19 protein-coding genes are annotated in these 23,084 nt (G+C 72.5%); 11 read left to right on the top strand and 8 right to left on the bottom strand.

Going from position 1 to position 23,084, the window contains the following annotated elements; translation table 11 throughout:
- Nucleotides 1-2: 2 nt before the first annotated feature.
- The gene (locus AB0J40_RS38830) at nucleotides 3-608 is read right to left on the bottom strand and encodes a hypothetical protein (RefSeq protein WP_364464187.1); all 606 of its coding nucleotides are present in this window, start codon (nucleotides 606-608) and stop codon (nucleotides 3-5) included.
- 107 nt (nucleotides 609-715) lie between these two features.
- A complete protein-coding gene (locus AB0J40_RS38825; protein WP_364463912.1) occupies nucleotides 716-2,470 on the bottom strand; it encodes a hypothetical protein in 1,755 nt (584 codons plus the stop codon).
- Nucleotides 2,471-2,632: 162 nt separating this feature from the next.
- Here AB0J40_RS38825 and AB0J40_RS38820 point away from each other — a divergent pair, with 162 nt between their 5' ends.
- The 6 genes from AB0J40_RS38820 (at nucleotide 2,633) to AB0J40_RS38795 (ending at nucleotide 12,634) form a co-directional block, all read left to right on the top strand.
- Entirely contained in the window at nucleotides 2,633-3,766 is a 1,134-nt protein-coding gene (locus tag AB0J40_RS38820; RefSeq protein ID WP_364463910.1) for a hypothetical protein, read from the top strand.
- A 131-nt stretch (nucleotides 3,767-3,897) separates the two neighbouring features.
- Nucleotides 3,898-5,106, top strand: a complete 1,209-nt coding sequence (locus AB0J40_RS38815; RefSeq protein WP_364463907.1) for a hypothetical protein — start codon at nucleotides 3,898-3,900, stop codon at nucleotides 5,104-5,106.
- Nucleotides 5,099-7,828: a glycosyltransferase gene (locus tag AB0J40_RS38810; RefSeq protein ID WP_364463905.1), complete on the top strand. Its 2,730-nt coding sequence runs from the start codon at nucleotides 5,099-5,101 to the stop codon at nucleotides 7,826-7,828. The genes AB0J40_RS38815 and AB0J40_RS38810 overlap by 8 nt, the downstream gene beginning before the upstream one ends.
- Entirely contained in the window at nucleotides 7,825-9,117 is a 1,293-nt protein-coding gene (locus AB0J40_RS38805) for a hypothetical protein (RefSeq protein ID WP_364463902.1), read from the top strand. The genes AB0J40_RS38810 and AB0J40_RS38805 overlap by 4 nt, the downstream gene beginning before the upstream one ends.
- A gap of 23 nt (nucleotides 9,118-9,140) precedes the next feature.
- The gene (locus tag AB0J40_RS38800; protein WP_364463900.1) at nucleotides 9,141-10,301 is read left to right on the top strand and encodes a hypothetical protein; all 1,161 of its coding nucleotides are present in this window, start codon (nucleotides 9,141-9,143) and stop codon (nucleotides 10,299-10,301) included.
- Nucleotides 10,292-12,634, top strand: a complete 2,343-nt coding sequence (locus AB0J40_RS38795) for a glycosyltransferase (protein ID WP_364463897.1) — start codon at nucleotides 10,292-10,294, stop codon at nucleotides 12,632-12,634. Before AB0J40_RS38800 ends, AB0J40_RS38795 begins: the two co-directional genes overlap by 10 nt.
- 4 nt (nucleotides 12,635-12,638) lie before the next feature.
- On the opposite strand, the gene AB0J40_RS38790 is transcribed toward AB0J40_RS38795, so the two are convergent.
- The 5 genes from AB0J40_RS38790 to AB0J40_RS38770 form a co-directional block, all read right to left on the bottom strand.
- Nucleotides 12,639-13,598: an FkbM family methyltransferase gene (locus tag AB0J40_RS38790; protein ID WP_364463895.1), complete on the bottom strand. Its 960-nt coding sequence runs from the start codon at nucleotides 13,596-13,598 to the stop codon at nucleotides 12,639-12,641.
- On the bottom strand, nucleotides 13,595-14,590 hold the full coding sequence (gene gmd / locus AB0J40_RS38785; protein WP_364463892.1) for a GDP-mannose 4,6-dehydratase: 996 nt from the start codon (nucleotides 14,588-14,590) through the stop codon (nucleotides 13,595-13,597). The genes AB0J40_RS38790 and gmd overlap by 4 nt, the downstream gene beginning before the upstream one ends.
- A 197-nt stretch (nucleotides 14,591-14,787) precedes the next feature.
- The gene (locus AB0J40_RS38780; RefSeq protein ID WP_364463889.1) at nucleotides 14,788-15,456 is read right to left on the bottom strand and encodes a response regulator transcription factor; all 669 of its coding nucleotides are present in this window, start codon (nucleotides 15,454-15,456) and stop codon (nucleotides 14,788-14,790) included.
- Nucleotides 15,453-16,532 carry a sensor histidine kinase gene (locus AB0J40_RS38775; protein ID WP_364463886.1) on the bottom strand — a complete coding sequence of 360 codons (1,080 nt, stop codon included), beginning with the start codon at nucleotides 16,530-16,532 and terminating at the stop codon, nucleotides 15,453-15,455. The genes AB0J40_RS38780 and AB0J40_RS38775 overlap by 4 nt, the downstream gene beginning before the upstream one ends.
- A 94-nt stretch (nucleotides 16,533-16,626) precedes the next feature.
- Nucleotides 16,627-17,460, bottom strand: coding sequence for a helix-turn-helix transcriptional regulator (locus AB0J40_RS38770; RefSeq protein ID WP_364463883.1), 834 nt, complete (start codon nucleotides 17,458-17,460; stop codon nucleotides 16,627-16,629).
- Nucleotides 17,461-17,561: 101 nt separating this feature from the next.
- Between AB0J40_RS38770 and AB0J40_RS38765 the strand changes: the two genes are divergently transcribed.
- The 5 genes from AB0J40_RS38765 (at nucleotide 17,562) to AB0J40_RS38745 (ending at nucleotide 21,295) form a co-directional block, all read left to right on the top strand.
- The gene (locus AB0J40_RS38765; RefSeq protein WP_364463881.1) at nucleotides 17,562-18,986 is read left to right on the top strand and encodes an MFS transporter; all 1,425 of its coding nucleotides are present in this window, start codon (nucleotides 17,562-17,564) and stop codon (nucleotides 18,984-18,986) included.
- Between the two features lie 132 nt (nucleotides 18,987-19,118).
- Entirely contained in the window at nucleotides 19,119-19,445 is a 327-nt protein-coding gene (locus AB0J40_RS38760; RefSeq protein WP_086675050.1) for a hypothetical protein, read from the top strand.
- 4 nt (nucleotides 19,446-19,449) lie between these two features.
- Nucleotides 19,450-19,974 (top strand): sigma-70 family RNA polymerase sigma factor, encoded by a 525-nt coding sequence (locus tag AB0J40_RS38755; protein ID WP_364383981.1) that lies wholly within the window; start codon nucleotides 19,450-19,452, stop codon nucleotides 19,972-19,974.
- Nucleotides 19,967-20,854: a VOC family protein gene (locus AB0J40_RS38750; RefSeq protein WP_364463878.1), complete on the top strand. Its 888-nt coding sequence runs from the start codon at nucleotides 19,967-19,969 to the stop codon at nucleotides 20,852-20,854. Before AB0J40_RS38755 ends, AB0J40_RS38750 begins: the two co-directional genes overlap by 8 nt.
- A 45-nt stretch (nucleotides 20,855-20,899) precedes the next feature.
- Nucleotides 20,900-21,295: a hypothetical protein gene (locus tag AB0J40_RS38745; RefSeq protein ID WP_364463875.1), complete on the top strand. Its 396-nt coding sequence runs from the start codon at nucleotides 20,900-20,902 to the stop codon at nucleotides 21,293-21,295.
- Here the strand turns inward: AB0J40_RS38745 and AB0J40_RS38740 are convergent.
- Entirely contained in the window at nucleotides 21,292-23,058 is a 1,767-nt protein-coding gene (locus AB0J40_RS38740; protein WP_364463873.1) for a gamma-glutamyltransferase, read from the bottom strand. The genes AB0J40_RS38745 and AB0J40_RS38740 overlap by 4 nt on opposite strands.
- Nucleotides 23,059-23,084 lie beyond the last annotated feature (26 nt).

The following is a 23,084-nucleotide window of genomic DNA, read 5'->3' as shown; positions in this document are numbered from 1 at the left end:
GCTCAGGCGGCGTCCCAGAGCGTGAGGAACGCCGAAGCCTCGCTGCGGGCCCAGGGGCGCAGCCGCTCGCGGTCACGCGCCGAGAGCTGGAACTCCTTGCTCCGCCGGACGTCGATCACCAGGGCGTGCCCGCCCGGCAGGAGGTCCGGCATCGCCTGCTCCAGCACCCACAGCGCCAGCTGCGCGGAGTCCTTCGTGAGCGGCTCCTCCTTGAAGTAGAGCCAGGTCGCGTACCGGCGGCCGTCGCTCTTGCGCAGCCCGAGCTGCGGGCTGACGCCGATCTCGAGGTCACCGATCCGGCAGCGGCCGCGCCCGACCTCGACCAGCCGCGGCGACTTCCGGCCGAGCCAGCGCAGCCAGCCCTCGGCAATCGCCGCGTAGTGCGGTTTCGTCCGGTCGTCGGCGGCGTTGACGAGCGCGCGCAACGCCGTCGCGTCCTGCCCCGCCGCCCGCCCGGACCGCACGGCGCCCGCCGCCCGCCGGTAGTAGTTGAACGCGGCTCGCGCCGGGTCCTCGTACTGCCGGCGCTGCCGCCGGACGAACGACGACCGCGACGGTCCGTTACTCGCGCTGTAGCCCACGAACGTGGACAGGGTGATGTAGGCCATGGCCCTGCCTTCCTCCATCACGCCACCCGCGGACGCGGGCGGCATCTCCCCTGGACAACGCCCATTTTAGAACATATGTACGACAGTTTCGGCGGCCGAGAAGGTGACTAGCGCAGGGTGAACGTGACGAGGTCCGTCGAGTCGGTCCGGGTGATGCCCAGCCCGTCGAGCGGCCGGGCGAGCACCTGCGCGTACGGGCCGCCGGCCGCCGCGGCCTTCAGCAGGACGACCTGCCCGACGCCGTACTTCCGCAGCACGGCGACGCTGCGCGCGTCCGGGAACGTCCTGGTCGCCCGCACGATCTCGCCGTACTGCGGCGGCAGCAGGCCGTTGTGGCCGTTGACCAGCGACGGGAAGCCGTCGGTCGACCAGAGCTGGTAGACGTACTCGCTGAACTCGCCCACCCCCTGCCGCACCGGCAGGACCAGCGTCGGCGGCGGCGAGCTCTCGAACACCCGGGCCAGGTCCGGCGGGATGCCCGCCGGTGACGAGTGCGGCTGGGCCGGGATTCCTTCCAGCAGCGCCACCAGCAGCGTGACGCCGATCAGCGCCCGCAGGTACGGCGCGTCCTGGCGCTCGCGGACCAGCTCGCCCCACCTCGTCATCGCGCCCGCGGCGAGCAGCGCCAGCAGCAGGATCACCCACAGCACCAACCGGCCCGGCGTGCGCAGCGCGTCCCAGCCCGGGAGGAAGTGCCAGAGCGGGTAATAGGTGAAGTACCCGCCGAAGAACTGCGAGCCGAGCGCGAACACCGTCCCGAGCACGACGCCGGCGCCGAGCCAGGCCCGCACGCGGACCGGCCACGCGCTGACGAACAAGCCCGCCACCGCCACCACGAGCAGGGCCAGGCCGGGGAAGAGCAGCTTCTCCGGCGCACCCGTCGCCGACAGCCACCCCGGGTCGGCGAAGACGCCGCTCTTGAGGTTGAACGGCCCGCGCTGCCAGAACCACGTCTCCGTCGGGGCGGCGAGCAGCCCCTGCGGCGGCGGGGAGAACTGCTGCACCTCGCGCCAGGAGCGCGTGAAGCCGTACTGGTCGACGACCCGGCGGTACGGGATGGTCATCAGGTAGGTGACGACGGCGAACACCGCGCCGCCAGCGCCGTCGGCGAGCGCCGTGCGGACCCCGAACCGGTGCCGGTGCCGGACCGCCGTCACCACCAGGACCACGCCGACCACGCCGAGCAGGTAGGCGAACGGGAGCCCGATCGCGAAGCCCAGGGTGATCTGCCAGGCCGCGACCACCCAGCCGGCGAACGCCCACCACGGCCGGGACAGCCCGGGCCGCCACCCGCGCTGCAGCGAGAAGCCGTGTCCCCTGGCGAGCGCGAACAGGGCGAGCGCGATCCCGCCGGTGGACAGGATGTTGAGGTGGCCGGCGTGGCTCAGCCGCCACGGCGCCCAGGCGAACGCGAGACCGGCCAGCACCGCGGCCGGCCAGGTGCCGCCGAGCTGGCGGACGAGCACGTACGCGCCGGCGTAGGCGAGCGCGCAAGCGATCAGGTACGCGGCGTTGTAGCGCAGGAGCGCGGCGTACGGGCCGTCGCCGAAGAGGCTCAGCGGGAGATAACCGAGCAGGGAGTCCGAAAAGGCGTAAGTGCCGGTCGCCGGGAAGAGCGTGTTGCCCGTCCAGAGGTCCCCGCCGGAGGTGACGAAGTGGTGCTGCCACGCCAGCTGCCACGCCTGCAGCAGCGGGTCGCCCGGTTCGCCCGCGACCGTCGACTTCGGATGGAGCACGACCGGGAGGTTGAACGCGGCGGCGAGCAGGAACCCCGTGAGCACGGCGAAAACGCCTTCCCGCGCGGGCCCGCGACCGGGGCGCACGCGCCCCACGACGACCCGCGGGTGCTCGTCGGTGATCAACAACGTCCCCTCTCGATCGCCTCCCCGTCATCGATGCCCGCGGGAAGGACTCCCGAAACGGCGCCGCGTGCGCTACGTTGCCGATCAACTTCAAAACGCAACCTCGCAGGTCGGCCGCGCGTGCCAGACTGATGCCCCGAACGGTGGATGGGGGTCGGAACCATGAGCTGGCAGGAAGAACTGCGCCGTCTCGACGCGGACCTGGCGGCCGGCCGGATCGAACCCGCGGCGCACCGCAAGCAGCGGGAAGAGCTGCTCGCGCAGGCGTCCGGGTCCACCGTGCCGTCGCCGGTGCCCGCGCCGCTGCGCCGTCCCTCCTGGCACAGTGCGAACCCCGCGGCCAACCCCCCGCCGCCGCCGCCGGTCCACCCGGTCACGGCGACGCCGGCCCCGCCGCCCGCGCGCGTCGAGGTGCCGTGGGCGCGGCCGCCGAAGCAGCCGGCCGGGCCGCGCTCGTTCCAGACGCCCGCGACGAACGCCGTGCCGCCGATCCCCGACCACATGACGACCGCGCCCAGCCCGGCCGACATCACCCCGACCCGGTACCTGACCGTGGACGGCCAGGTGCCGGGCGCCGCCGCGGCGAGCCGGTTCCCGCCCATCGACCCCGGCGGCGCCCCGCCCGCGGGCCAGGAGCCGGACGACTCGCGCGGCAAGCACCGCTGGAACGACCCGGCCCGCGGCCGGCCCACCTGGCTGTTCGTCGGCCTCGGCGTGCTGCTCGTGCTGGTCATGGTCGTCGGCGTCACGATGTGGCTCGGCTCGGACGACCAACCCGGTGGGCAGGCGAGCGGACCGGCCACCGTGCCGAGCACGTCGGCCTCCGGGCTGCTCGGCGGGGTCGAGGACCGGCTGCCGAAGCTGCCGGGCACGCAGAACTCCGACAATTCGACGATGTCGATCGACCGCGCCGTCGAGCTCGGCGTGTTCCCCCGGCCCACGGCCGACGTCCTGCGCCGCAACGGCGCGACCGAGGTCATCTTCCGCGGCTCGGCCGTGGCGGCGGGCAGCAACCTGCTGATGGTGGCGCCGATGCCCGGTCCGACGAACGCCGAAGCCGCCGTGGAAGCGCTTTACACCAGCGCGCTCGCCAACGGGTTCAACGCCGTGCAGTCCGACCTGCGCACCGCCGTCGCCACCACGGGCGACACCCAGGTCAGGGCGACCTGGTACACCTCCGGCGGCATGGTCGTGAACGTCGGGGTTTCGCAGACCCAGAAGCTGGGCGACGAAGCCCTCACCGCCCGGCTGGGCCAGGTGCTGGAGGACCTGCGCGCGGTCCTCCCGCCCGGCTGATCCGGACACCGCGCGCACATCGGCCGGGTCCCGGTCACGAAACGACCCTCGGCCACGGCACCGGTCGGCCCTGCGTGCAGAATGTGCGTGAGTCTGCGAGCACGGGTCCGCGACGAGGAAGGGGGGCAGGTTTGTCCTGGCAGGAGGAACTTCGCCGGTTGGACGAGGAGCTGGCCGCCGGCCAGATCTCGGCCGACGACTACCGGGCTCGACGAGACGCCGTGCTGTCCTCCGCGGTGAACGGGGAGCCCCAGCAGGCCCCGCAGGCCGGCGGATCGGCCGACAGCACCCAGATCATCACCCCGGTCAGCCCGCCGCAGGGGCAGCCGCACCCGCAGCAGCCGGGCGGCTCCGAAGCGGACCGGACGCAGATCGTGAGCAGCGCCGACGCCTCCGGTGGCGCCGAGCGCACCCAGGTCGTGTCCGGCATGCAGCAGCAGCCGCCGCCGTACCAGCCGCCGTGGTCGGCGGACTCCGCCGAGCGCACCCAGGCCGTGCCGGGCGTGCCCCCGCAGGCGGTCGCCTCCGGCGGCCTGCGGCCGGGCGGCCCGACGTCGGGCCCGTTCCCGCAGCAGCAGCCCCCGCAGCAGCCGTGGAACACCGCCGGCAACGCGGCCCCGCCGTGGGGCGCGAGCGAGTACCCGCAGATGGCGCCGGGCCCGGAGTGGGTCAGCCAGGGTCCGGAGACCTTCGAGACGACTTCGTCCGGCGGCAAGAAGAAGGTCGTCATCGCCGTGGTCGCCGTGGTGGTCGTCGCCGCACTCGGCGTCGGCGGCTGGCTGATCTTCGGCAAGGACTCCGGCGGCCAGAACCCGCCGGTGGCGAGCTCCTCGTCGCCGGCCGCGCCGACCAGCACCGTCCGGCCGAAGGACGACCTGGAGATCGCGAAGCTGCCGGCCCCGCCCGGCGAGAAGACCGACATCCAGACGTTCGCGGACGTCGAGCGCGCCGGGTTCCTCACCCCGGAGGAGAACGCCGTCTACAAGACCGCGGGCGCTTCGAAGGTGCGGATGGCCGCCGCCGGCCTGCCGGACACGGTCAAGGCGCTGGTGCTCACCGCGCAGACGTCGTCCAGCAGCGCCGCGACCGTGGCCCGCGACGACCTGGCCGAACTGCAGACCAAGTTCACGATGAAGCCGTACACCGGTGACGTGCCGGACGGCGTCAAGGCGTCGCAGTTCGCCAAGTCGGCGGACTTCCCCGCCGTGATCCGCGCGCACTACGTGCACAAGGGCACGCTCGTGCGCGTCGAGGTGTCCGGTTCGGACCTCGCGAAGATCAGCAGCGTGTTCGACGACATCCTGGCGGCCCAGCTCGCGGAGCTGCCGGCCAATGGCTGAGCGCGCCGGCCGGGTGACCACCGCCTGCACGGTGGTCACCCGGGCCGGCCTGCCGTCGGCGCGGGTGCTCGCCCGGACCTACCGGGCCCACCACCCCGGCCACGGGTTCCTCGTCCTCGTCGTCGACGGGACCGGCAGCACCACCGAGGACGGCTGCCGCGTCGTCGGCGGCGACTGGCTCGACCTCGACCGCGACGAGTTCCACCGGATGGCCACCTGGTTCTCCGCGGCCGAGCTGGTCGAAGCGGTTAAACCCCTGCTGCTGCACCAGATCCTCGAAGACGCCGACGTCGCGGTGTACCTCGGTTCGCAGATCCGGGTCTTCGCCCCCTTCGCCGAGCTGACCGCGCAGGCCGCCGAGCACGACGTCGTGCTGGCGCCGCGGGTGCTCGCCCCGCTCCCGCAGGACGGTCTCGAACCCGGCCGCAGCGCCGCGGACAGCGCTTTCCACGACGACTTCGTCGCGGTCGGCAAGGGCGCGCGGCCGTTCCTGATCGCCTGGGCGGACGGCCGCCGGTACGCGCCGGTCCCGCCGCCTTCGCACCCCTCGCCGCCGGTCGAGCACTTCTTCGACCGCGTTCCGGCGCTCTACCGCAACGTCGTCACGCGCGACCCCGGGGTCGCCGCCGGCTTCTGGAACCTGCACGAGCGCAAGCTCGCCGAGGGCCCGGACGGCGGCGTGACCGCGGGCGGAACTCCGTTGCGGTTCTTGAACTTCTACGGCTTCGACCCCGACCGGCCATGGCTGCTGAGCAGCCAGTGCCCGGTGCGTCCGCGGGTCGTCCTCTCCGCCGATCCGGTGCTGCGCAAGCTGTGCGACGAGTACGCCACCGAACTGGTCGATGCCGGCCACACCGGCGAAGAAGTCCCGTACGGCTTCGACAAGCTGCCCGACGGCACGCCGCTGACCACGCCGATGCGGACGCTCTACCGCGACACCTGGCTGCGGGCGCACCGCGCGGCGACGACCCCGGCGCAGTTCGCGCCCACCGTCGTCGAGGAGATCCCGCCCCCGCCGTTCGGCGACGACGGCGGCGCGGCCTTCCGCGAGTGGCTGCGCGCCCCCGGCTCCCCGATGGCCCGCTCGGCCGGGCTCAGCAGGCTCGCGCTGTGGCTGTGGGCGAGCCGGATCGACCTGCAGACCGCGTTCCGCAAGCCGGAGCACGCGGACGGCCCGGCGTTCCGGCGCTGGTGCGCCACGCACGGGATCGACGAAGGCCTGCTGCCCGGCTGGGCCCTGCCCACCGAACCGCCGCCGGTGGCCGGGCCGGTCGACGAGTTCGGCGTCAACGTCTCCGGGTACCTCACCGCCGAGCTGGGCCTGGGCGAGATGGGCCGGATCGTGCACCGCGCCGTCGCCGCCGCGGGTATCCCGGTGGTGTCGGTCGTCGAGTCGCGGTCGCTGTCGGCGGCGGTCCGCACCGGGCTCGCCGAGCCGGACACCGTGAGCAGGCCGCGGTTCCCGGTCAGCATCCTCGCGGTCAACTCCGACTACACCGGGCTGCTGCTGGACAGCCACCCCGAGCTCGGGCACCGGCGGTACCGGATCGGGTTGTGGGCCTGGGAACTCGAAGACTTCCCCACGTCGATGCACGGCGGTTTCGACCTGGTCGACGAGGTGTGGGCGATCAGCGACTTCACCCGCCGCGCGATCGAGCCCCACTCGCCGGTGCCGGTGAAGACGTTCCCGATGCCGGTGCTCGACCCCGGCGTGCCGGAGCGCGTCCCGCGGAAGCCGGGCGACCCGGTCCGGTTCCTGTTCGCCTTCGACTTCAACAGCACCGGCCAGCGCAAGAACCCGTGGGGCGTGGTGGCGGCGTTCCAGCGCGCGTTCCCCGGCCGCGACGACGTCCGGCTGGTCATCAAGGCGACCAACGGGCACCTGCACGCGGCCGCCGTCGAGCGGCTGCGGTACGTCATCGGCGACGACAAGCGCATCGATCTGCTGGAGGCCTACCTCAGCCTCGAAGAGCTGAACAGCCTGTACGCGACGAGCGACGCCTACGTCTCCCTGCACCGCAGCGAGGGTTTCGGGCTGACCGTCGCCGAAGCGATGGTGCGCGGGCTGGCCGTGATCGCGACGGACTACTCCAGCACCACGGAGTTCTTCCACGACGGCACCGGCTGGCCGATCCCGTACCGGATGGTCGAGGTCGGCGAGGGCTGGCCGCCGTACCAGCCCGAGGGCCGGTGGGCCGACCCCGACCTCGACGCCGCCGCGAAGGCCATGCGCGAGGTCGCGGACGACCCCGCCGAGGCCCGGCGTCGGGGTGCGGCCGCTCGCGCCCACGTGCTGCGCGTCCGGTCGATGGACGTCGCCGCCGCGTGGGTCGAGACGGAACTTCGTGCCGCGTACGCGACTTGGCGCCGCCGGGATCCCGGCGAGGCCGGCCACGGGCCGGAGTCGCCGCTGGCCCGCGCCGAAGCCGCGTTGCAGTGGCAGCCCGACCCGGACAGCCCGCACCGGTTCCCGCTCGCCCCGGTGTTCCGCCGCGCGGTCCGGCGGGCGTTGAGCCACTACGACGGCACCCAGCGCCGGATCCTGCGCACGCTCACCGAAAGCACCGGCGAGGCGATCAGCGGGCTGGCGGGCACGATCGACGAGAAAGCCACCGCGCAGGACCGGCGGCTCGGTATCCTCGAGGCCGAGCTCGCCCAGCAGAACGCGCGCATCGAGCGGCTCGAGGCGCGGCGTTCCGACGACCCCCGGCCGCCGGCATGACCCAGCAGAAGACGTCCCAGGCCTCGCGCGCGCTGCCCCCGGTGCACGAGGCCTTCCTGCCCCGCGAACACGCCCTGCACCGGCCGCGCCACGGCCGCCGCCAAGCCGTCGCGCTGGCCTGCGCCGCGGTGTTCTTCGCGACGCCGGTGCTCGCGTCGATCCTCGGCGTGCACCCCGGCCAGTTCGAAAACCGCGCGCTGACGGAGTTCCCGAGCCTCGGGCAGGGCTGGTCGTTCTTCCCGCAGCTGGGCCAGTGGGCGACCGACCACCTGGCCTTCCGCGAGCAGGCCGTGCACGCCGCCGACGGCCTCAGCCGCGGCCTCTTCGGCGAGGCCCCTCCGCTGGGCGGGCAGCCGCAGGCGCCGGAGGGCCCGATCCCGGCGCAGCCGAGCACGCCCGCGCCGGTCGTCAACTACCCGAAGGTCCTCGAGGGCAAGAACGGCTGGCTGTACCTCGGCGACGAGATCGCCAGCCACTGCAACCTCAGCAAGCCGCTGGACCAGACCATGGCGGAGCTCGACCGGCTGCGCGACGGCGTGCGCGCGTCCGGCCGCCAGTTCATCGTCGTCATCGCGCCGGACAAGACGACGATCGCGCCGGAGTACCTGCCGTCGGCCTACGCGGGCAAGGAGTGCCGCGAGCGGACCGCGGCCGAGTTCTGGCAGCGCGTCGACGCCGACAACGCGATCCTCGACCTGCGCGGCGGGCTCGAAGCGCAGGGCCGGGCGGTCGGCGCGCCGGTCTACGGGCCGCAGGACGCGCACTGGTCCGACGAGGGCGGCATGCTCATGGCGCGCTCGCTGGCCGAGTCGATGAGCCCGGGCAGCACCGCGTCCTGGGTGATCAAGCCGAGCGACCCGTGGCAGATGGCGGCCGACCTGCCGCCGCTGATCGGCCACACCGGCCAGACCAGCGGGCGCCACTACGAGGTGCTGACCGACGGAAAGCGCGACCAGACCCGCGAAGTCCTCAGCGACCTCAAGGCCCCGCTGAAACTGCAGTCCGCCACCGGCACCGGCACCTACCAGGGCTCGGTCGCGCTGCTCGGCGACTCCTTCACCTACCGCGCGCTGCCCTACCTCGCCGCGACCTTCGGCCAGATGACCGCCCAGCACCACAGCGCCCTGCTCGCCGACACCGGCAAGACCGTCGGCAAGATGTTCGCCGACAACAAGGTGGTGGCGATCGAGGTCGCCGAGCGCACCCTGGCGTCCGGCAACTTCGGCCTGCTGGCCCCGCAGGTCGTCGACAACGTCCTGGGCGAGCTCGCGGCCCGCCCGATCCGCTGACCCCCTGACAGATGGACCACCGCATGTCTCACGCCCGTGTCGCGGACGCTCTCGACCGCCTGGAGCAGCACGCCAACCTGCACCTCCCGCTGCGCCGCGGTGACCTGCTCGGCCGGCTCGCGCTGCGGTTCCTCTGGCGGCGCCAGCTGAAGTGGCAGATCGAGACGAACCTGGCGGCGCGCGACGCGGTCAGCGCGTTGGCCGACGAAGTCCGCGCCGCCGAAGGCCACTTCCAGCGCTGGCTGGGCGAACGCGGCGAGCTGGTGCGCGCCGAGTCGCTGCACCGCGAGCTGGAGTCGCTGTACCGCAACGACCAGAACCTCGCCGCCGGGCTCAACCAGCGGCTCTACAGCGCCGTCGGCGGGCTGCAGACCCAGCTGTCCGGCTTGGCCATGCAGGTCACCGAGTCCGCGGACCGCTCCGGCGACGTCGAGGCCCGGCTCAAGGAGCTGGAGGCGCAGCTCGAGCGGCTGCTGGCCGCGGCCGAGCAGGTCCGGCTGCGGAACGTGCAGGTCGACCTGCTCCTCGACCGCTCCCGCCGCGACGCGAAGACCCCGGAGCCGGCCGAAGCCGTGCCGGGGCGTGACTCCTTCCTCGAGATCGCCGTGGAAGCCCTGCTCGACGGGTCCGCCGAACGCGCGCGGGACGCCGTGCGCGCGTACCTGCCGGTCATCGAGGAGGCCCGGAAGTCCGGCGCCACCGGCGCGGTGCTGGACATGGCCCCCGGCCGCGGTGGCTGGCTGGAGGTCCTCGCGGCGGCGGACGTCCGGTACCGGACGGCGTCGCGGAACGCCCTGGTGCGCAAGCAATGCGCGGCTGTGGACGTCCAGGTCACCGACGCCGACCCGATGCGCCTGCTCGAAGAGGCGACCCCCGGCTCGCTGGGCGCGATCACCGCCTTCCGGTTCGCCGAACGGCTCGAACCGGCGGCGCTCGCGCGGTTCGCCGAGCTGGCGGCCGCCGCGCTGCAGCCGGGTGCGCCGCTCGTCGTCGAGACGCCCTTGGCGGGCCCGGACTTCCACCTCGACCCCTTCGCCCAGCGCCCGGTGCACCCGGACTTCCTGCGGTTCCTCACCGAGGCCGCCGGCTTCTCGCACGTCGAGGTCCGGCTGCCCGGTGAGGCGGACATCCCGGTCACCGCACCCGGCGGGCGGGAGCGGTACTGCCTGCTCGCGTGGCGGTGACGGCCGTGCGCCACCGGATGTGGACGCCGCTGCCGCCCGAGCGCAGCGGCATCGCCGACTACAGCTTCGAACTGCTGGAGACGATGGCGGGCATCGCGGACGTGTCCGCGGTCGGCCGGCACCCCGGCGAAGCCCGTTCGCCCGTTCCGCTGCTGGGCCCGGACGACGTCGACGACTCCGAAGACGCCGTCGACATCTACCAGATGGGCAACAACACCGAGTTCCACGAGTGGATCTACCACCGGGCGCTCGCGGTGCCCGGCCTGGTGGTGCTGCACGACCCCTCGCTGCTGGACTTCTCGCTGAGCTACCACGGCGGTATCGAGTCGACGGCGTTCAAGGACGAGCTGGCCTACGCGCACGGCCCGATCTGGGGCGACCCGGCCGACCCGGCGCTGGTGCTCGGCTGGCCCGCCGTCGACGTCGACGGCGTCAAGCACCTCGACCGGCAGGCGATGAGCCTGGAACGGCGGATCGTCTCGGCCAGCCGCGGGGTGCTGGTGCACGACCCGTTCCGGGCGCGGCACCTGCGCGAGCGCTACCCCGAGGTGCCCGTGTTCACCGTGGCTTCGGCCGCGCCGGTCATCGACGACGACCACAAGCGCCCGGCGGTCCGCGCCAAGCTCGGCTGGTCCGAAGACGACGTCGTGTTCGGCATCTTCGGCGGGTTCACCGCGATCAAGCGGATCCGCGTCGCCGTGCTGGCGTTCGCACAGGTCCGCCGCCGGTGGCCGCAGGCGAAGCTGCTGATCGTCGGGCACGCGCGCGAGAAGGACATCGAGGCCGACGTCCACCGCGCGATCGCCGAGCTCGGCGTCGGCGACGCCGTGCGGATCATCCCGAGCCCGGACATCGAGGAGTTCCAGGACCTGATCGTCGCGACCGACGCGCTGATCGGCCTGCGCTGGCCGACCGCGGGCGAGACCAGCGCGGTGATGATGCGCTCGTACGGCCTCGGCCGGCTGTTCATCACCAGCGACCTGCCGCAGCACCGGCACTACGACCGGGAGTTCTGCCGGCTGGTTTCGATCGACCCGCAGCGCGAGGCGGTCGAGCTGGTCGCGCACCTCGAACGGATCGTGTCCTGGCCGGAGGAAGCGCGGGAAGCGGGCCGCAAGGCACGCGAGTGGGTCCGGCGGAACGCGTCCTGGCCGGTCGTCGCCGCGGCCTACCGCGACGCCGCCGAAGCCGTGCGCGGACCGCTGCCGCCGCCGGTCAAGCCGTCGCGGGACCGGCCGGGGATCAACATGTTCGGCGACGTCCGCGCGGCCGGCGTCAGCGCCGAAGCGACCCGGCGGCTGGCGACCGTGCTGGCCGAGCGGCTGCCCCGGGCGACGTTCACGGAGTTCAACACGCGCGTGCCGGACCGGCCCTACGAGGTGCCGCGCGAGCTGGCCGACCTGCGCAGCGGCAAGGACTACGCGGCCGACCTGTGGCTCGTCGACGCCGCCGAATTCCCACTGATCCCGAAGCACTCCTTCGACCGCTACACGATCGCGCGGTGGACCGGCGAGCTGCCGGACGTGCCCGCGACCGGGCTCCCCCAGCTGTCCGATGTGGACGAACTGTGGGTGCCGTCCGCGCTGGCCGCCGGCCTGCTGCGCGGGAGCACGGATGTCCCGATCACCGTGGTGCCGAAGGTGGTTCCGGCCGCCGGCAGCATCGGCGACCGCAGGCGCTTCCGGCTGCCCTCCGACGAACTCGTCGTGCTCACGACGTTCCACACTTCGTCGGATCTCGAACGGAAGAACGTCCGCGGCGCGCTCACGGCGTTCCGGCGGGCGTTCCCGGCGGGCGGGGCGCACCTGGCCGTCGCCGCGGTCGACCTGGACGTCGAGTCCGGGACGGCGGCGTGGCTCGACCGCGAGGTGACGGCCGTCGGCGGGACGCTGCTCGGCGGCAAACTGTCCGAAGTGGACCGTGGCCTGCTGCTGGCGTCGTGCGACGTCTACCTTTCGCTGCACCGGTTCGAGACGTTCGGGCTGGACCTGGCCGAGGCGATGGCGCGGCGCAAGCCGGTCGTCACCACGGGCCACGGCGGCAACCTCGACTTCATGCCCCCGGGCGCGGCCGCGCTCGTGGGCTTCGAAACGTACGTCGCCAAGGGCGCCGAACCCGGCTTCACCAACGGCTTCACGACTTCTTACCCGCTCGGGCACCCGTGGGCCGAACCCGACGTCGACCAGGCCGCGCAGTGGCTGCGCACCCTGGCCGGGAACCCCGAGCTGCGGACGTCGATGGGTGAGCGGGCCGCGGAAGCCGTCGAGGCCGTGTGCGGGCCGGACGCCGTCGCGGACGTCGTGCTCAGGAGAATCGCGGCCCTCCCGAAGTGAGGGCTCAGCCCCGCCGGGCCTCCAGCTCGGCGATGCGGCCGGACGCGGCCGCGAGCTGCGCTTCCAGTTCGGCGACCCGCGCCTCCAGGCCGGCGGTGTAGCGGGCGCTGCGCGTGCGCTGCCGCTCCTGCTCGGCGCGGGCCTGTTCCAGCTCGGCGAGGTAGTCGGCGGCGCGCCGGTGCGTCTCCTGCAGCTCTCGCAGCTCGGCTTCCATGCGTCGGGCGTAGCCGATCTCGGCGGCGCGGCCGGTGCGCAGCTCCTCCAGCGCCTTCGCCTGCTGCAGGACGTCGTAGCGCTCGAAGTCGTCGAAGACGTTCGCGGGCGCGGCGAGCCGATCGAGGGCCTCAGCGTCGTCGGACTGCGCGTAGAAGCGGTTCAAGCCGTCGAAGAGCCCGCAGCGGTAACCCGCGTCGAGCAGCATCGGCTCCCACTCGGCGTGCGTCTGCGTCTGCGCGCCGGGCTCGGTGGCCTCGACGACGAGCACCCGCGGCCGGTGCCGCGTCCAGTCGCCGCCCTCGATCACCGCGCGCTCGGCGCCCTCGACGTCGATCTTGAGGAAGTCGACCGCGCCCGGGTGCTCGTCCAGAACGGCGGCCAGCGTCGTCAGCTCGACCTCGACGGTGTTCACGCGCCAGCCGCGGTCCTCGCGGTACCGGCCGGCGAGCCCGTCGTCGAGCGTCGACCAGCCCCATTCGTTCTCGACGACGTGCAGCTTCGCTGTGCCCGGACGCGCGCCGACGGCGACGTCCAGCGTCAGGTCGTCCGGCCGGGCCGCGCGCAGCTCACGGGCCTTCGCCGGGATCGGCTCGATGTTGATGCCGCGCCAGCCGAGGTCGTAGAAGTGCTTCGTCACCGACGCGACGAGCGGATCCCCGGCGCCGATGTCGACATAGCGACCGGTGTCCTGCCCCGCGAAGACGCGCGCGAGCACCACGTCCTCGGCCTGCTGCGCGTAGCTGATCATGGCAGCGAGATGCCGGCCTTCCCCGCTTCGAGCTTCAGGTCGTGGTCGACCATCATCGCGACCAGGTCCTCGAACCCGACCTCGGGCTTCCAGCCGAGCTCGGTGTGGGCCTTGGTGGCGTCGCCGACCAGGAGGTCGACCTCGGCGGGCCGGAAGAACCGCGGGTCCTGCTCGACGAACCGCTCCCAGTCGTCCAGGCCGGCGTGCTTGAACGCGAGGTCGACGAAGTTGCGGACGCTGTGCGTGCGCCCGGTCGCGACGACGTAGTCACCCGGCTCGTCCTGCTGCAGCATCTGCCACATCGCGCGGACGTAGTCGCCGGCGAAGCCCCAGTCGCGGCGCGGGTCGAGGTTGCCGAGCACCAGCTTTTCCTGCAGCCCGAGCTTGATCCGCGCGACGGCGTTGGTCACCTTGCGCGTCACGAACTCCATGCCGCGGCGCGGGCTCTCGTGGTTGAAGAGGATGCCCGAGCAGGCGAAGAGGCCGTAGCTGTCGCGGTAGTTCACGGTGATGTCGTGGCCGAACACCTTCGCGACGCCGTAGGGCGAGCGGGGGTAGAACGGCGTCTGCTCGGTCTGCGGCGATTCGCGGACCTTGCCGAACATCTCCGAGCTGGAGGCCTGGTAGAAGCGGATCGGGTTGTTCTGGCTGCCGCCGACCATCCGGACGGCGTCGAGCAGCCGCAGCACCCCGAGGCCGGTGACGTTCGCGGTGAGCTCGGCCTGCTTGAAGCTGAGGGCGACGAAGGAGATCGCGCCGAGGTTGTAGACCTCGTCGGGCTGCACCTGCTCCAGGACCCCGACCAGGCTGGAGAGGTCCTGCAGGTCGCCCTCGACGATCTCGACGTACGGGTACTCCGTGCGGATCATGTCGATCCGAGGGTTGTTCTGCCCCTTGACCAGGCCGAAGACCTCGTACTGCTGCTCGTGGAGCAGCTCGGCGAGATATTGGCCGTCCTGACCGGTGATTCCGGTGATCAACGCACGTCGCACCCGCTGAGGATAGCCGGGTAGTAACCGTCACTTAGCCCGAAGGTGTGACTTCGGCCGTGTCGGTGAACGCCGTCCCACCCCCGCACGCCTTCTGAGCAGAGCATCGGGACCGAGAGGAGGCGACATGGTCTGGATCCTCCTGGTCGGCGTCCTCGCCGTCGTGTTCCTGGTCCGGGCGTTCCGCGTGGTGCGCCGGGTCAGGCGGAGTGACGTGGGGTGACCAGCCCCGACTCGTAGGCCAGCACCACCAGCTGCGCCCGGTCGCGCGCCCCGATCTTCGTCATGATGCGGCTGACGTGCGTGCGGGCCGTCGCGGTGGAGATCACCAGGTGGGCCGCGATTTCGTCGTTCGACATGCCGCCGGCCACCAGGCCCAGCACCTCGCGCTCGCGGTCGGTGATCTCGCGGACGGCACTGGTGTCGATGCGCCGGTTCTCCGGGCGGCCGACGAACTCCTGGATCAGCCGGCGCGTGACCGTCGGCGCCAGCAGCGCCTCCCCGCTCGCCACGACCCGCAGCGCGCGCAGCAGCTCGACCGGTTCGGTGTCCTTGAGCAGGAAGCCGCTCGCGCCCGCGCGCAGCGCTTCGTAGACGTATTCGTCGACGTCGAAGGTGGTCAGGACCAGCACCTTCGTTCCGGCGAGGTCGGGGTTGGCGGTGATCCGGCGGGTGGCTTCGAGGCCGTCGACCCCGGGCATCCGGACGTCCATCACGACGATGTCCGGCTTGTGTTCGACGGCGCCGGCGACCGCCTGCTCGCCGTCACCGGCCTCGCCGACGACCTCGAAGCCGTCTTCGGTCTCCAGCAGCACGCGGAACCCGGCGCGGACCAGGACCTGGTCGTCGGCCAGCAGGACGCGGATCATGCTTCCCCCTCGATCGGTAGCTCGACGCGGACTTCGAAACCGCCGTCGACCGGCCCGGCGGTGCACCGCCCGCCGAGCGCGGCGGCGCGTTCGCCCATGCCCCGCAGGCCGTGTCCCGGCGTCGGCTGGGCGGTGCCGCGGCCGTCGTCGCGGACCCTTATCGAAAAGGTCCCGTTCTGGCGTCCGAACCGGACCTCGACGTGGTTCGGCTGGTCGGCGTGCCGGACGACGTTCGTCAGCGACTCCTGCAGGATCCGGTAGGCGGCCGCGTCGACGGGTGCCGGGAGGTCGCCCGGTTCGCCGTGGACGTCGACCGTGAGCCCGGCGTCGCGCGCGTGGTCCAGCAGCTCGGCGGCCTGGGCGAGGCTCGGCGCGGGTGCCTTGTCCTCGCCCGAGCGCAGCACCGCCAGGGTCGCGCGCAGGTCCTTGAGCGCGGACGCGCTGGCCGCCTTGATGTTGAGCAGCGCCTCTTTCGCCTGCTCGGGCCGCCGGTCGGCGACGTGCGCGGCGACGCCGGCCTGGACGTTGATCATCGCGAGGCTGTGCGCGACGACGTCGTGGACCTCGCGGGCGATCCGCAGCCGTTCCTGCTCGGCGAGCCGGTGCCGGTGCTCGTCGGCCTGCTCGCGCCGGGCGGCGAGCGCGTCGAGCTGGTATCGGACGGCGGTCCCGACGCCGATCACGGCGGTCAGCCAGACGACGAGGAACGCGGCCCCGGCTTGCAGGGCGAAGGACCCGGTCGTGACGACGTGCACGACGTAGGCGGCGGCCAGTGCCGATGCGCCGGTGATGCCCGCAGTGAGCGGCCCCCGCTGCCGGGTCAGGACGAACAACGCGATGGTCGGTACCAGGATGACCGGCCCACCGGGCAGCCCGGAGGCGTAGTAGCCGAACGCGGAGGCGGCCGTGGCCAGGAAGAGCGTCAGCGGGAAGCGGTGGACGAACAGCAGCGTGAGGACGGTCGCGGCGAGCCAGGCGGCCCCGAGCGGCGTCAGCGGCGACGCCCCGGGCTGCCACCGCGAAGACGCACTGGTCGCCCCGAGCACGAAGCCCAGGACGACGACGGTGCGCACCACGCGTCCAACCCACGGCGGCCATCTCATGCCGCGAAAACTACCGGTCGCCGGACGGCGGCGCGTCCGTCTCGGAGCGCGCTCCCGGCGTACGTCGTCAGTCGAACATGAGGGGCAGCTTCGCCGCCGTCTCCTCGTCGGCCGGGGTGTAGGTCGACATCGTGATCTCCGAGCGGCGGCCGTAGTAGAGGTACGTGAAGTTGAACCGCAGCAGGCCCACGTCCGGGTGCAGGTACCGCTTGGTGCGGATCGGCTCGGAGTTGACGTCGTGGTGCGGCCACAGCTCGGCGAACAGCGGCGACTCCGCCTTCAGGCGCTTGACCAGGCTCTTCCACGCCGGCTCGGCGACGTGCTCGGCCATCGCCGCGCGGAAGGACGCGATCACGCGCGGGATGTTCGTGTCCCAGTCGAGCATCCGCTTGCGCCACTCCGGGTTGAGCAGGCACTGGACCAGGGTGTTGCGGTCTTCGAACGGGATCGCGTCGACGTCGCCCATCAGCCAGGTGTAGCCGCGGTTGTAGGCCAGCAGGTCGCAGCGGGCGTTGCGCACCGCGACGGGGTACGGCTCCAGCTTCTTGAGCATCAGCTCCATCGCCGGCGTGATGACCTGGCAGTCCTTCTCGCTCTCCGGCTCGGGCGCGCCGGCCAGGCGGAAGAGGTGGGTGTGCTCGTGCGGGTCGAGGCGCAGCGTGCGCGCGATCGCCTGCAGCACCTGCTCGGACGCGTTGATGTCGCGGCCCTGCTCCAGCCACGTGTACCAGGTGACCCCGACGCCGGCGAGCTGCGCGACCTCTTCCCGGCGCAGCCCCGGCGTCCGGCGGCGGCCCAGCAGCGGGAGGCCGACCTGCTCGGGCGTGATCCGCTCGCGACGGCTGCGCAGGAACCTCGCCAGCTCCTGACGGCGGAGTTCGGATTCGACGGCGGTGGTCATGGTGCCAGGATCGCATGCGCCGGACCCTGGTACCAGGTAGTGGCAGTACCCGGATAAACAGCAACTGGTACCAGTTTAAATCCGGGGTGATCGTAGTACTCATGACCACGACAGAACTCGCGCCGACAACCCTCGGCGCCCCGGCACGGCCGGGACTGACCCCCGCCGGCCTGGTCACGGTGCTGCTGGGGGCGGCACTGCCCATCATCGACTTCTTCATCGTCAACGTCGCGCTCCCGACGATCGATGCCGACCTCCACGCGTCCACGGCGACGCTCGAACTGGTGGTGGCGGCGTACGGCATCGCGTACGCGGTCCTGCTGGTGGTCGGCGGCCGCCTCGGCGACTCGTTCGGCAGGCGTCGGTTGTTCTTGGCGGGCCTGTGGCTGTTCACGTTGACGTCCCTGGCCTGCGGAATCGCCCCGACGGCGACCACGCTGGTGATCGCCCGCGCCGCGCAGGGGGCGGCGTCGGCGTTGCTGCTGCCGCAGGTGCTCTCGATCATCCAGGCGACGACGTCCGGCGAAGCGCGTTCGAAGGCGCTCGGGCTGTTCGGCGCGACGGGCGGCCTCTCGACGGTCATCGGTCAGCTCCTGGGCGGCGCCCTGGTGGCGGCGGACGTCTTCGGGACGGGCTGGCGGCCGATCTTCCTGGTCAACGTGCCGATCGGCCTGGTCGTGCTGGTGCTGGCCCGCCGCCTGCCGGAGAGCCGCGCGCACAACCCGCTGGGTGTGGATCGCCTCGGGACGCTCCTGCTGGCGGTCACCCTGATGTCGTTCCTGGTCCCGCTGATGGAAGGCCGGGCCCTGGGCTGGCCGGCGTGGACGATCGCGCTGCTGATCGTCTCGCCGTTCGCCGCGGCGGCGTTCGTGCACGTCGAACGGCGTCAGGAGCGTCTCGGTGGGACGCCGTTGCTGCCGCCGTCGGTGATGCGGCTGCCGAGCGTCCGGCGTGGGCTGATGGTGGCGATCCCGTTCTTCGGCGCGTTCGGTTCGTTCATGTTCGTGTACGCGATGACGTTGCAGGAGGGGCTGCACTTCGGGCCGCTCGGCGCGGGTGTGGCTTTGACGCCGCTGGCCGTCGCGTACTTCACGGTGTCGATGCTGAGCAGCAAGCTGGTCGCGCGGTACGGCCAGAAGGTCGTCCCGGTCGGGGGTGCGATCACGGCTCTCGGCATGGTGGCGCTGCTGTGCACGACGCTGTCGGCGTGGCCGCACGTGACGGTGCTCGACCTGGCGCCGTCGATGGTGGCGATCGGGGTCGGGAACGCGCTCGCGATGACGACGTTGTTCCGGATCGTGTTGTCCCACGTGCCGACGGATCTGGCCGGCGTGGGGTCGGGTGTGATGACGACCAATCAGCAGACGTCGCTGGCTTTGGGCGTGGCGACCTTGGGGAGTTTGTACGCGGCGCTTTCGGGGTCACTGGGGAGCCGGGACGCGTTCGCGTGGGTGATCGGGATCGTGGCGCTGCTGGCGACGGTGGTCGCGATCACCGGACGGCGGTTGCCGGACCCCCGGGTGTGACGCACGGCGGAGCCGGGTTCAGCCCGGCTCCGCCTGCCGAGTGGGTCAGCCCGCTCGCTCCCGCGATCCCGGCTGTGGGATTCCCACGTTTCTGGCGCCCTCGTTCGAGGTCGGAACGCGAACCTGCAGGTCATGGACAGGTACGGCTACCCCCACGAGCTCGAGTACCGGCGTGAGGCCGACGGCTCGCGGGTGCACGAATACACCGAACTCGTCGATGACATGGGGTTCGTCCTCGAGCACCGCAGCGAGCGGTACCAGGGGTGGACCGTCCGGTACGGGACCGCCTGCGCGCACGACTACCTGTCCCGCAAGCGCGCCCGGCCCGGCACCTTCGTCGTCAGCGTCTACCGGCTCTTCCCCGGGCGGCGGGACCACGTCGTCACCATCCGGGTGACGTGGCCGCCGAAAAAAGCGAAAGTTCACCCGTCGGAAAAGCCGCGCGCCGGACGACGATGAGGGTGTGACGGAACCTCGGGTACGACCGGACCCGGCCTTCGCGCTGCTCGGGCTCTACGAGACCGCGCTGCCGGAGGTCTACGGGTACCTGCTGTCCCGGTGCGGTGACCGCACGCTCGCCGAGGAACTGACGTCCGAGACGTTCCTCGGGGCGGTCGCCGCCTGTCGCAAGGAGTACGCACCTCCAGTGAGCACCGGGTGGCTGATCGGCGTCGCCCGGCACAAGCTCGCCGACCACTGGCGGCGCAAAGAACGTGAGGAACGCGGGCTGCGGCTGGTGCACGACAGCGAGCCGGACGTCGAGGACCCGTGGGACGAGCAGCTCGACGCCCTGCGCGCGAGACAGGTGCTCGAATCCCTCGGGTCGCACCACCGCGCGGCCTTGACCCTGCGGTACGTCGACGGTCTCGGCGTGCCCGAAGTCGCCGGCCACCTGGGCCGCAGCGTGCACGCCACGGAGGCGTTGCTCGTGCGGGCCCGTGCCGCGTTCCGGCGCGCCTACGAGGAGAAGGAGGGTCGCGATGCCTGAGCCTTTCGACGCGCTTCGCCGTCCCTCCGCCCGGGTGGCCCCCGACCCGGACTTCGCCGCCGAACTACGCGACAACCTGCGTCGCTTGATCTTGAACGGAGCCGATATGACGACCACTTCGGAAGCACCGTCCACCGCCGCCGAACTGCGCTCGCTGACGCCGTACCTCGCGGTGTCCGACGCGCGGGCCGCGCTCGACTTCTACGTCGAGGTGTTCGGCGCCGTGCGCCGCGGCGAGCCGATCCTGATGGACGACGGCCGCATCGGGCACGCGGAGCTGGCCATCGGCGACGCGGTGCTGATGCTCGCCGAGGAGTACCCCGAGATCGGCCACGTCGCACCGCGCGACGGGGGCGCGTCCGTGCGGGTGGAGGTGCCGGACCCGGACGTTTCGGTGAACCGGGCGCTGGAGCTGGGCGCGACGCTGATCCGCGCGGTGAGCGACTCGCCATACGGCCGCGGCGGCTCGTTCCGCGACCCGTTCGGGCAGCGGTGGCTGGTCTCGCAGGCGGCGTCCCCGGCCGCGGGCCCGCGCCCGGCTCGCCACGGCGAGGCCATGTACTTCACGTTCCAGGTCCCGGAAGCCGAGCCGGCGAAGTCGTTCTACGGCGCGGTGCTGGGCTGGCAGTTCACGCCGGGCTCGACGTCCGACGCGTGGGGCTTCTCGGGCCCGGGCCTCGAGGGCGGCCTGTGGGCCGGCGACCGCCAGGTGGGCTGGAAGCTGATGTACGCGGTCGACGACCTCGAAGCCGCGTTGACCCGGGTGCGCGAGCAGGGCGGCCGGACGGGCGAGGTCGAGAACCACCCGTACGGCACGACGGCCGACTGCACGGACAACCAGGGCATCGAGTTCTGGCTGTGGGAGCGGCCCGGGAAGTGAGGAATCCCATCCGCCGGGCCGTGCGTTCGGGCGCACACTCGAAGCATGGCCGGGCAATGGGTGCCGCGTGACCACGACGAGCTGACCGCCGGGTGGCGGCTGTGGCTCGAACTCGGCTCGTCGGCCTGGCCGCGGCCGGGGTGGGACGGCAGCCCGGACGAAGCGGTGCGCGGTATTCGGGAGCTGACCGCCACCTGCGACCGGATTCTCGCCGACTACCTCGCCGCCGGCGGCTCGGCCGACGCCGCGATAGCCGGGCTCCTCAGGTCGATGTACCTGGCCGCGAGCTGGACTTGCGAGCTGTGGCAGGGGGACACCGCACCGCTCGACGAGGAGCGGATGGCGATGCTGCACGGCGACCTCGCCGGCTTCGCCGACCACGCCCTCGGCGTGCGAACCCTGCTCGCCGAGGGCGGTGGCTGGGCTTCGCTGTCCCTCTAACGGCCGACCGCGTAGCCCTGCATGCCTCGGGCGTTCGCCGCCGCGTGGAGGAGGCCGTCCGTGCGCGACACCGCCGAGAGGCGGCCCAGGGCCCAGTCGCCCGCGTCGACCAGCAAGTGGCCTCGCTCGCGCAATGCGTCCAATGTGGACGCCCCCAGCCGCGACTCCACCACCAGCTCGCGCGGGTTCCACGAGCGTGGGTAGAACGAACTCGGGAACGCCGTCGTGTGCCAGGCCGGCGAGTCGATCGATTCCTGCAGGTTCAGGCCGCCGTACACGTGGGCCAGCCAGAAACACAGCTGCCACTGGTCCTGCTGGTCTCCGCCCGGGGTGCCGAACGCCAGCGTCGGGACCCCGTCACGCAACGCCAGCGACGGCGACAACGTGATTCGCGGGCGCTTGCGCGGCGCCAGCGAGTTCGGCAGTCCCTCCTCCAGCCAGAACATCTGCCCGCGCGAGTCCAGGCAGAAGCCCAGCGACGGGATCGTCGGGCTCGACTGCAGCCAACCACCGGACGGTGTCAGCGACACCAGGTTGCCCGCCGCGTCGACGACGTCCAGGTGGACCGTGTCGCCGCGGGTCTGGCCCTGGGGCCCCACCGTCGGCTCGCCCGTCGCGCCGCCCTCCGACTTCACTCCCCGCAGCGAGTCCAAGATCGCCGGGAGACGCGCGGGGCCGCGGGCGTCGCCGGGCCGCAGCTCAGCCGAAGCGGACTCGCCGATCAGCGCGCGGCGGGAGTCCGTGTACGACGCCGACAGCAGCACGTCCAGCGGCACGTCCGTGTCGCCGTACCAAGCCTCGCGGTCGGCGAAGGCCAGCTTCGCCGCTTCGGTCGCCAAGTGCACCGTGCGCTCCGACGGAATTCCGTCCACATAGGACAGCTCGGCGCGGAAGCCGTGCAGCAACAGCGCCTGCTGCAGCAGCGCCGGGCCCTGCGTCCAGCCGCCCATCTTGACCAGGCGCCAGTCGTCGACGTCCACGAACGCCGGTTCCTCGTACGTCGCCGACCACGACGCCAGGTCTTCTCCGGTCAGCAGGCCCGCGTGGTCGCGGCCCGAGTCGTCGCGGAACGCGGTCCGGCTGAACTTTTCGATCTCTTCGGCGACGAAACCCTGTGACCAGGCACGACGTCCAGCGTCGAGCTGCGCCTCGCGGCCCGGGACCGACTCGGCTTCCCGCAGGAGACGCTCCCACGTGTCCGCCAGCGCCGGGTTCCGGTGCAGGCCCGACGCCGGCTTGCCGTCCGGCATCCACAGCGCCGCCGACGTCGGCCAGTGCTCGGTGAACAACCCGGCGACAGCGCTGATCGTGTCCCCGACGCGCGGCACCAGCGGGACGCCGTTGCGCGCGTAGCCGATCGCGTACGACAGCACCGACCGCAGTGGCTTCGTCCCGTAGTCGCGCAGCAGCAGGAGCCACGCGTCCCACGCACCCGGGACGGTCGCCGGCAGCAGGCCGCTGCCCGGGATCAAATCGAGCCCCAGCGACGCGAAGTGCGAGACGGTGGCCCCCGCGGGCGACGGGCCCTGTCCGGCCAGCGCCCGCGGGGTCGGGTCGTCCGCCGTCACGAAGAGGCCGGGTACCTGGCCCGCCGGCCCGCACAGGTGCGGCTCGGCGACCTGCAGGACGAACCCGGCGGCGACCGCCGCGTCGAACGCGTTGCCGCCGTCCTCCAGCACCGCCATCCCGGTGGCCGAGGCCAGCCAGTGCGTCGATGCCACCATCCCGAAGGTGCCGGCCAGCTCCGGCCTCGTCGTGAACATGCCCCGATAGTACGCATTGCTAAGGA

This window comes from Amycolatopsis sp. NPDC049691 (genome assembly GCF_040675005.1).
Lineage (GTDB): Bacteria > Actinomycetota > Actinomycetes > Mycobacteriales > Pseudonocardiaceae > Amycolatopsis.
This window is presented reverse-complemented; position numbering and strand designations above follow the sequence as displayed.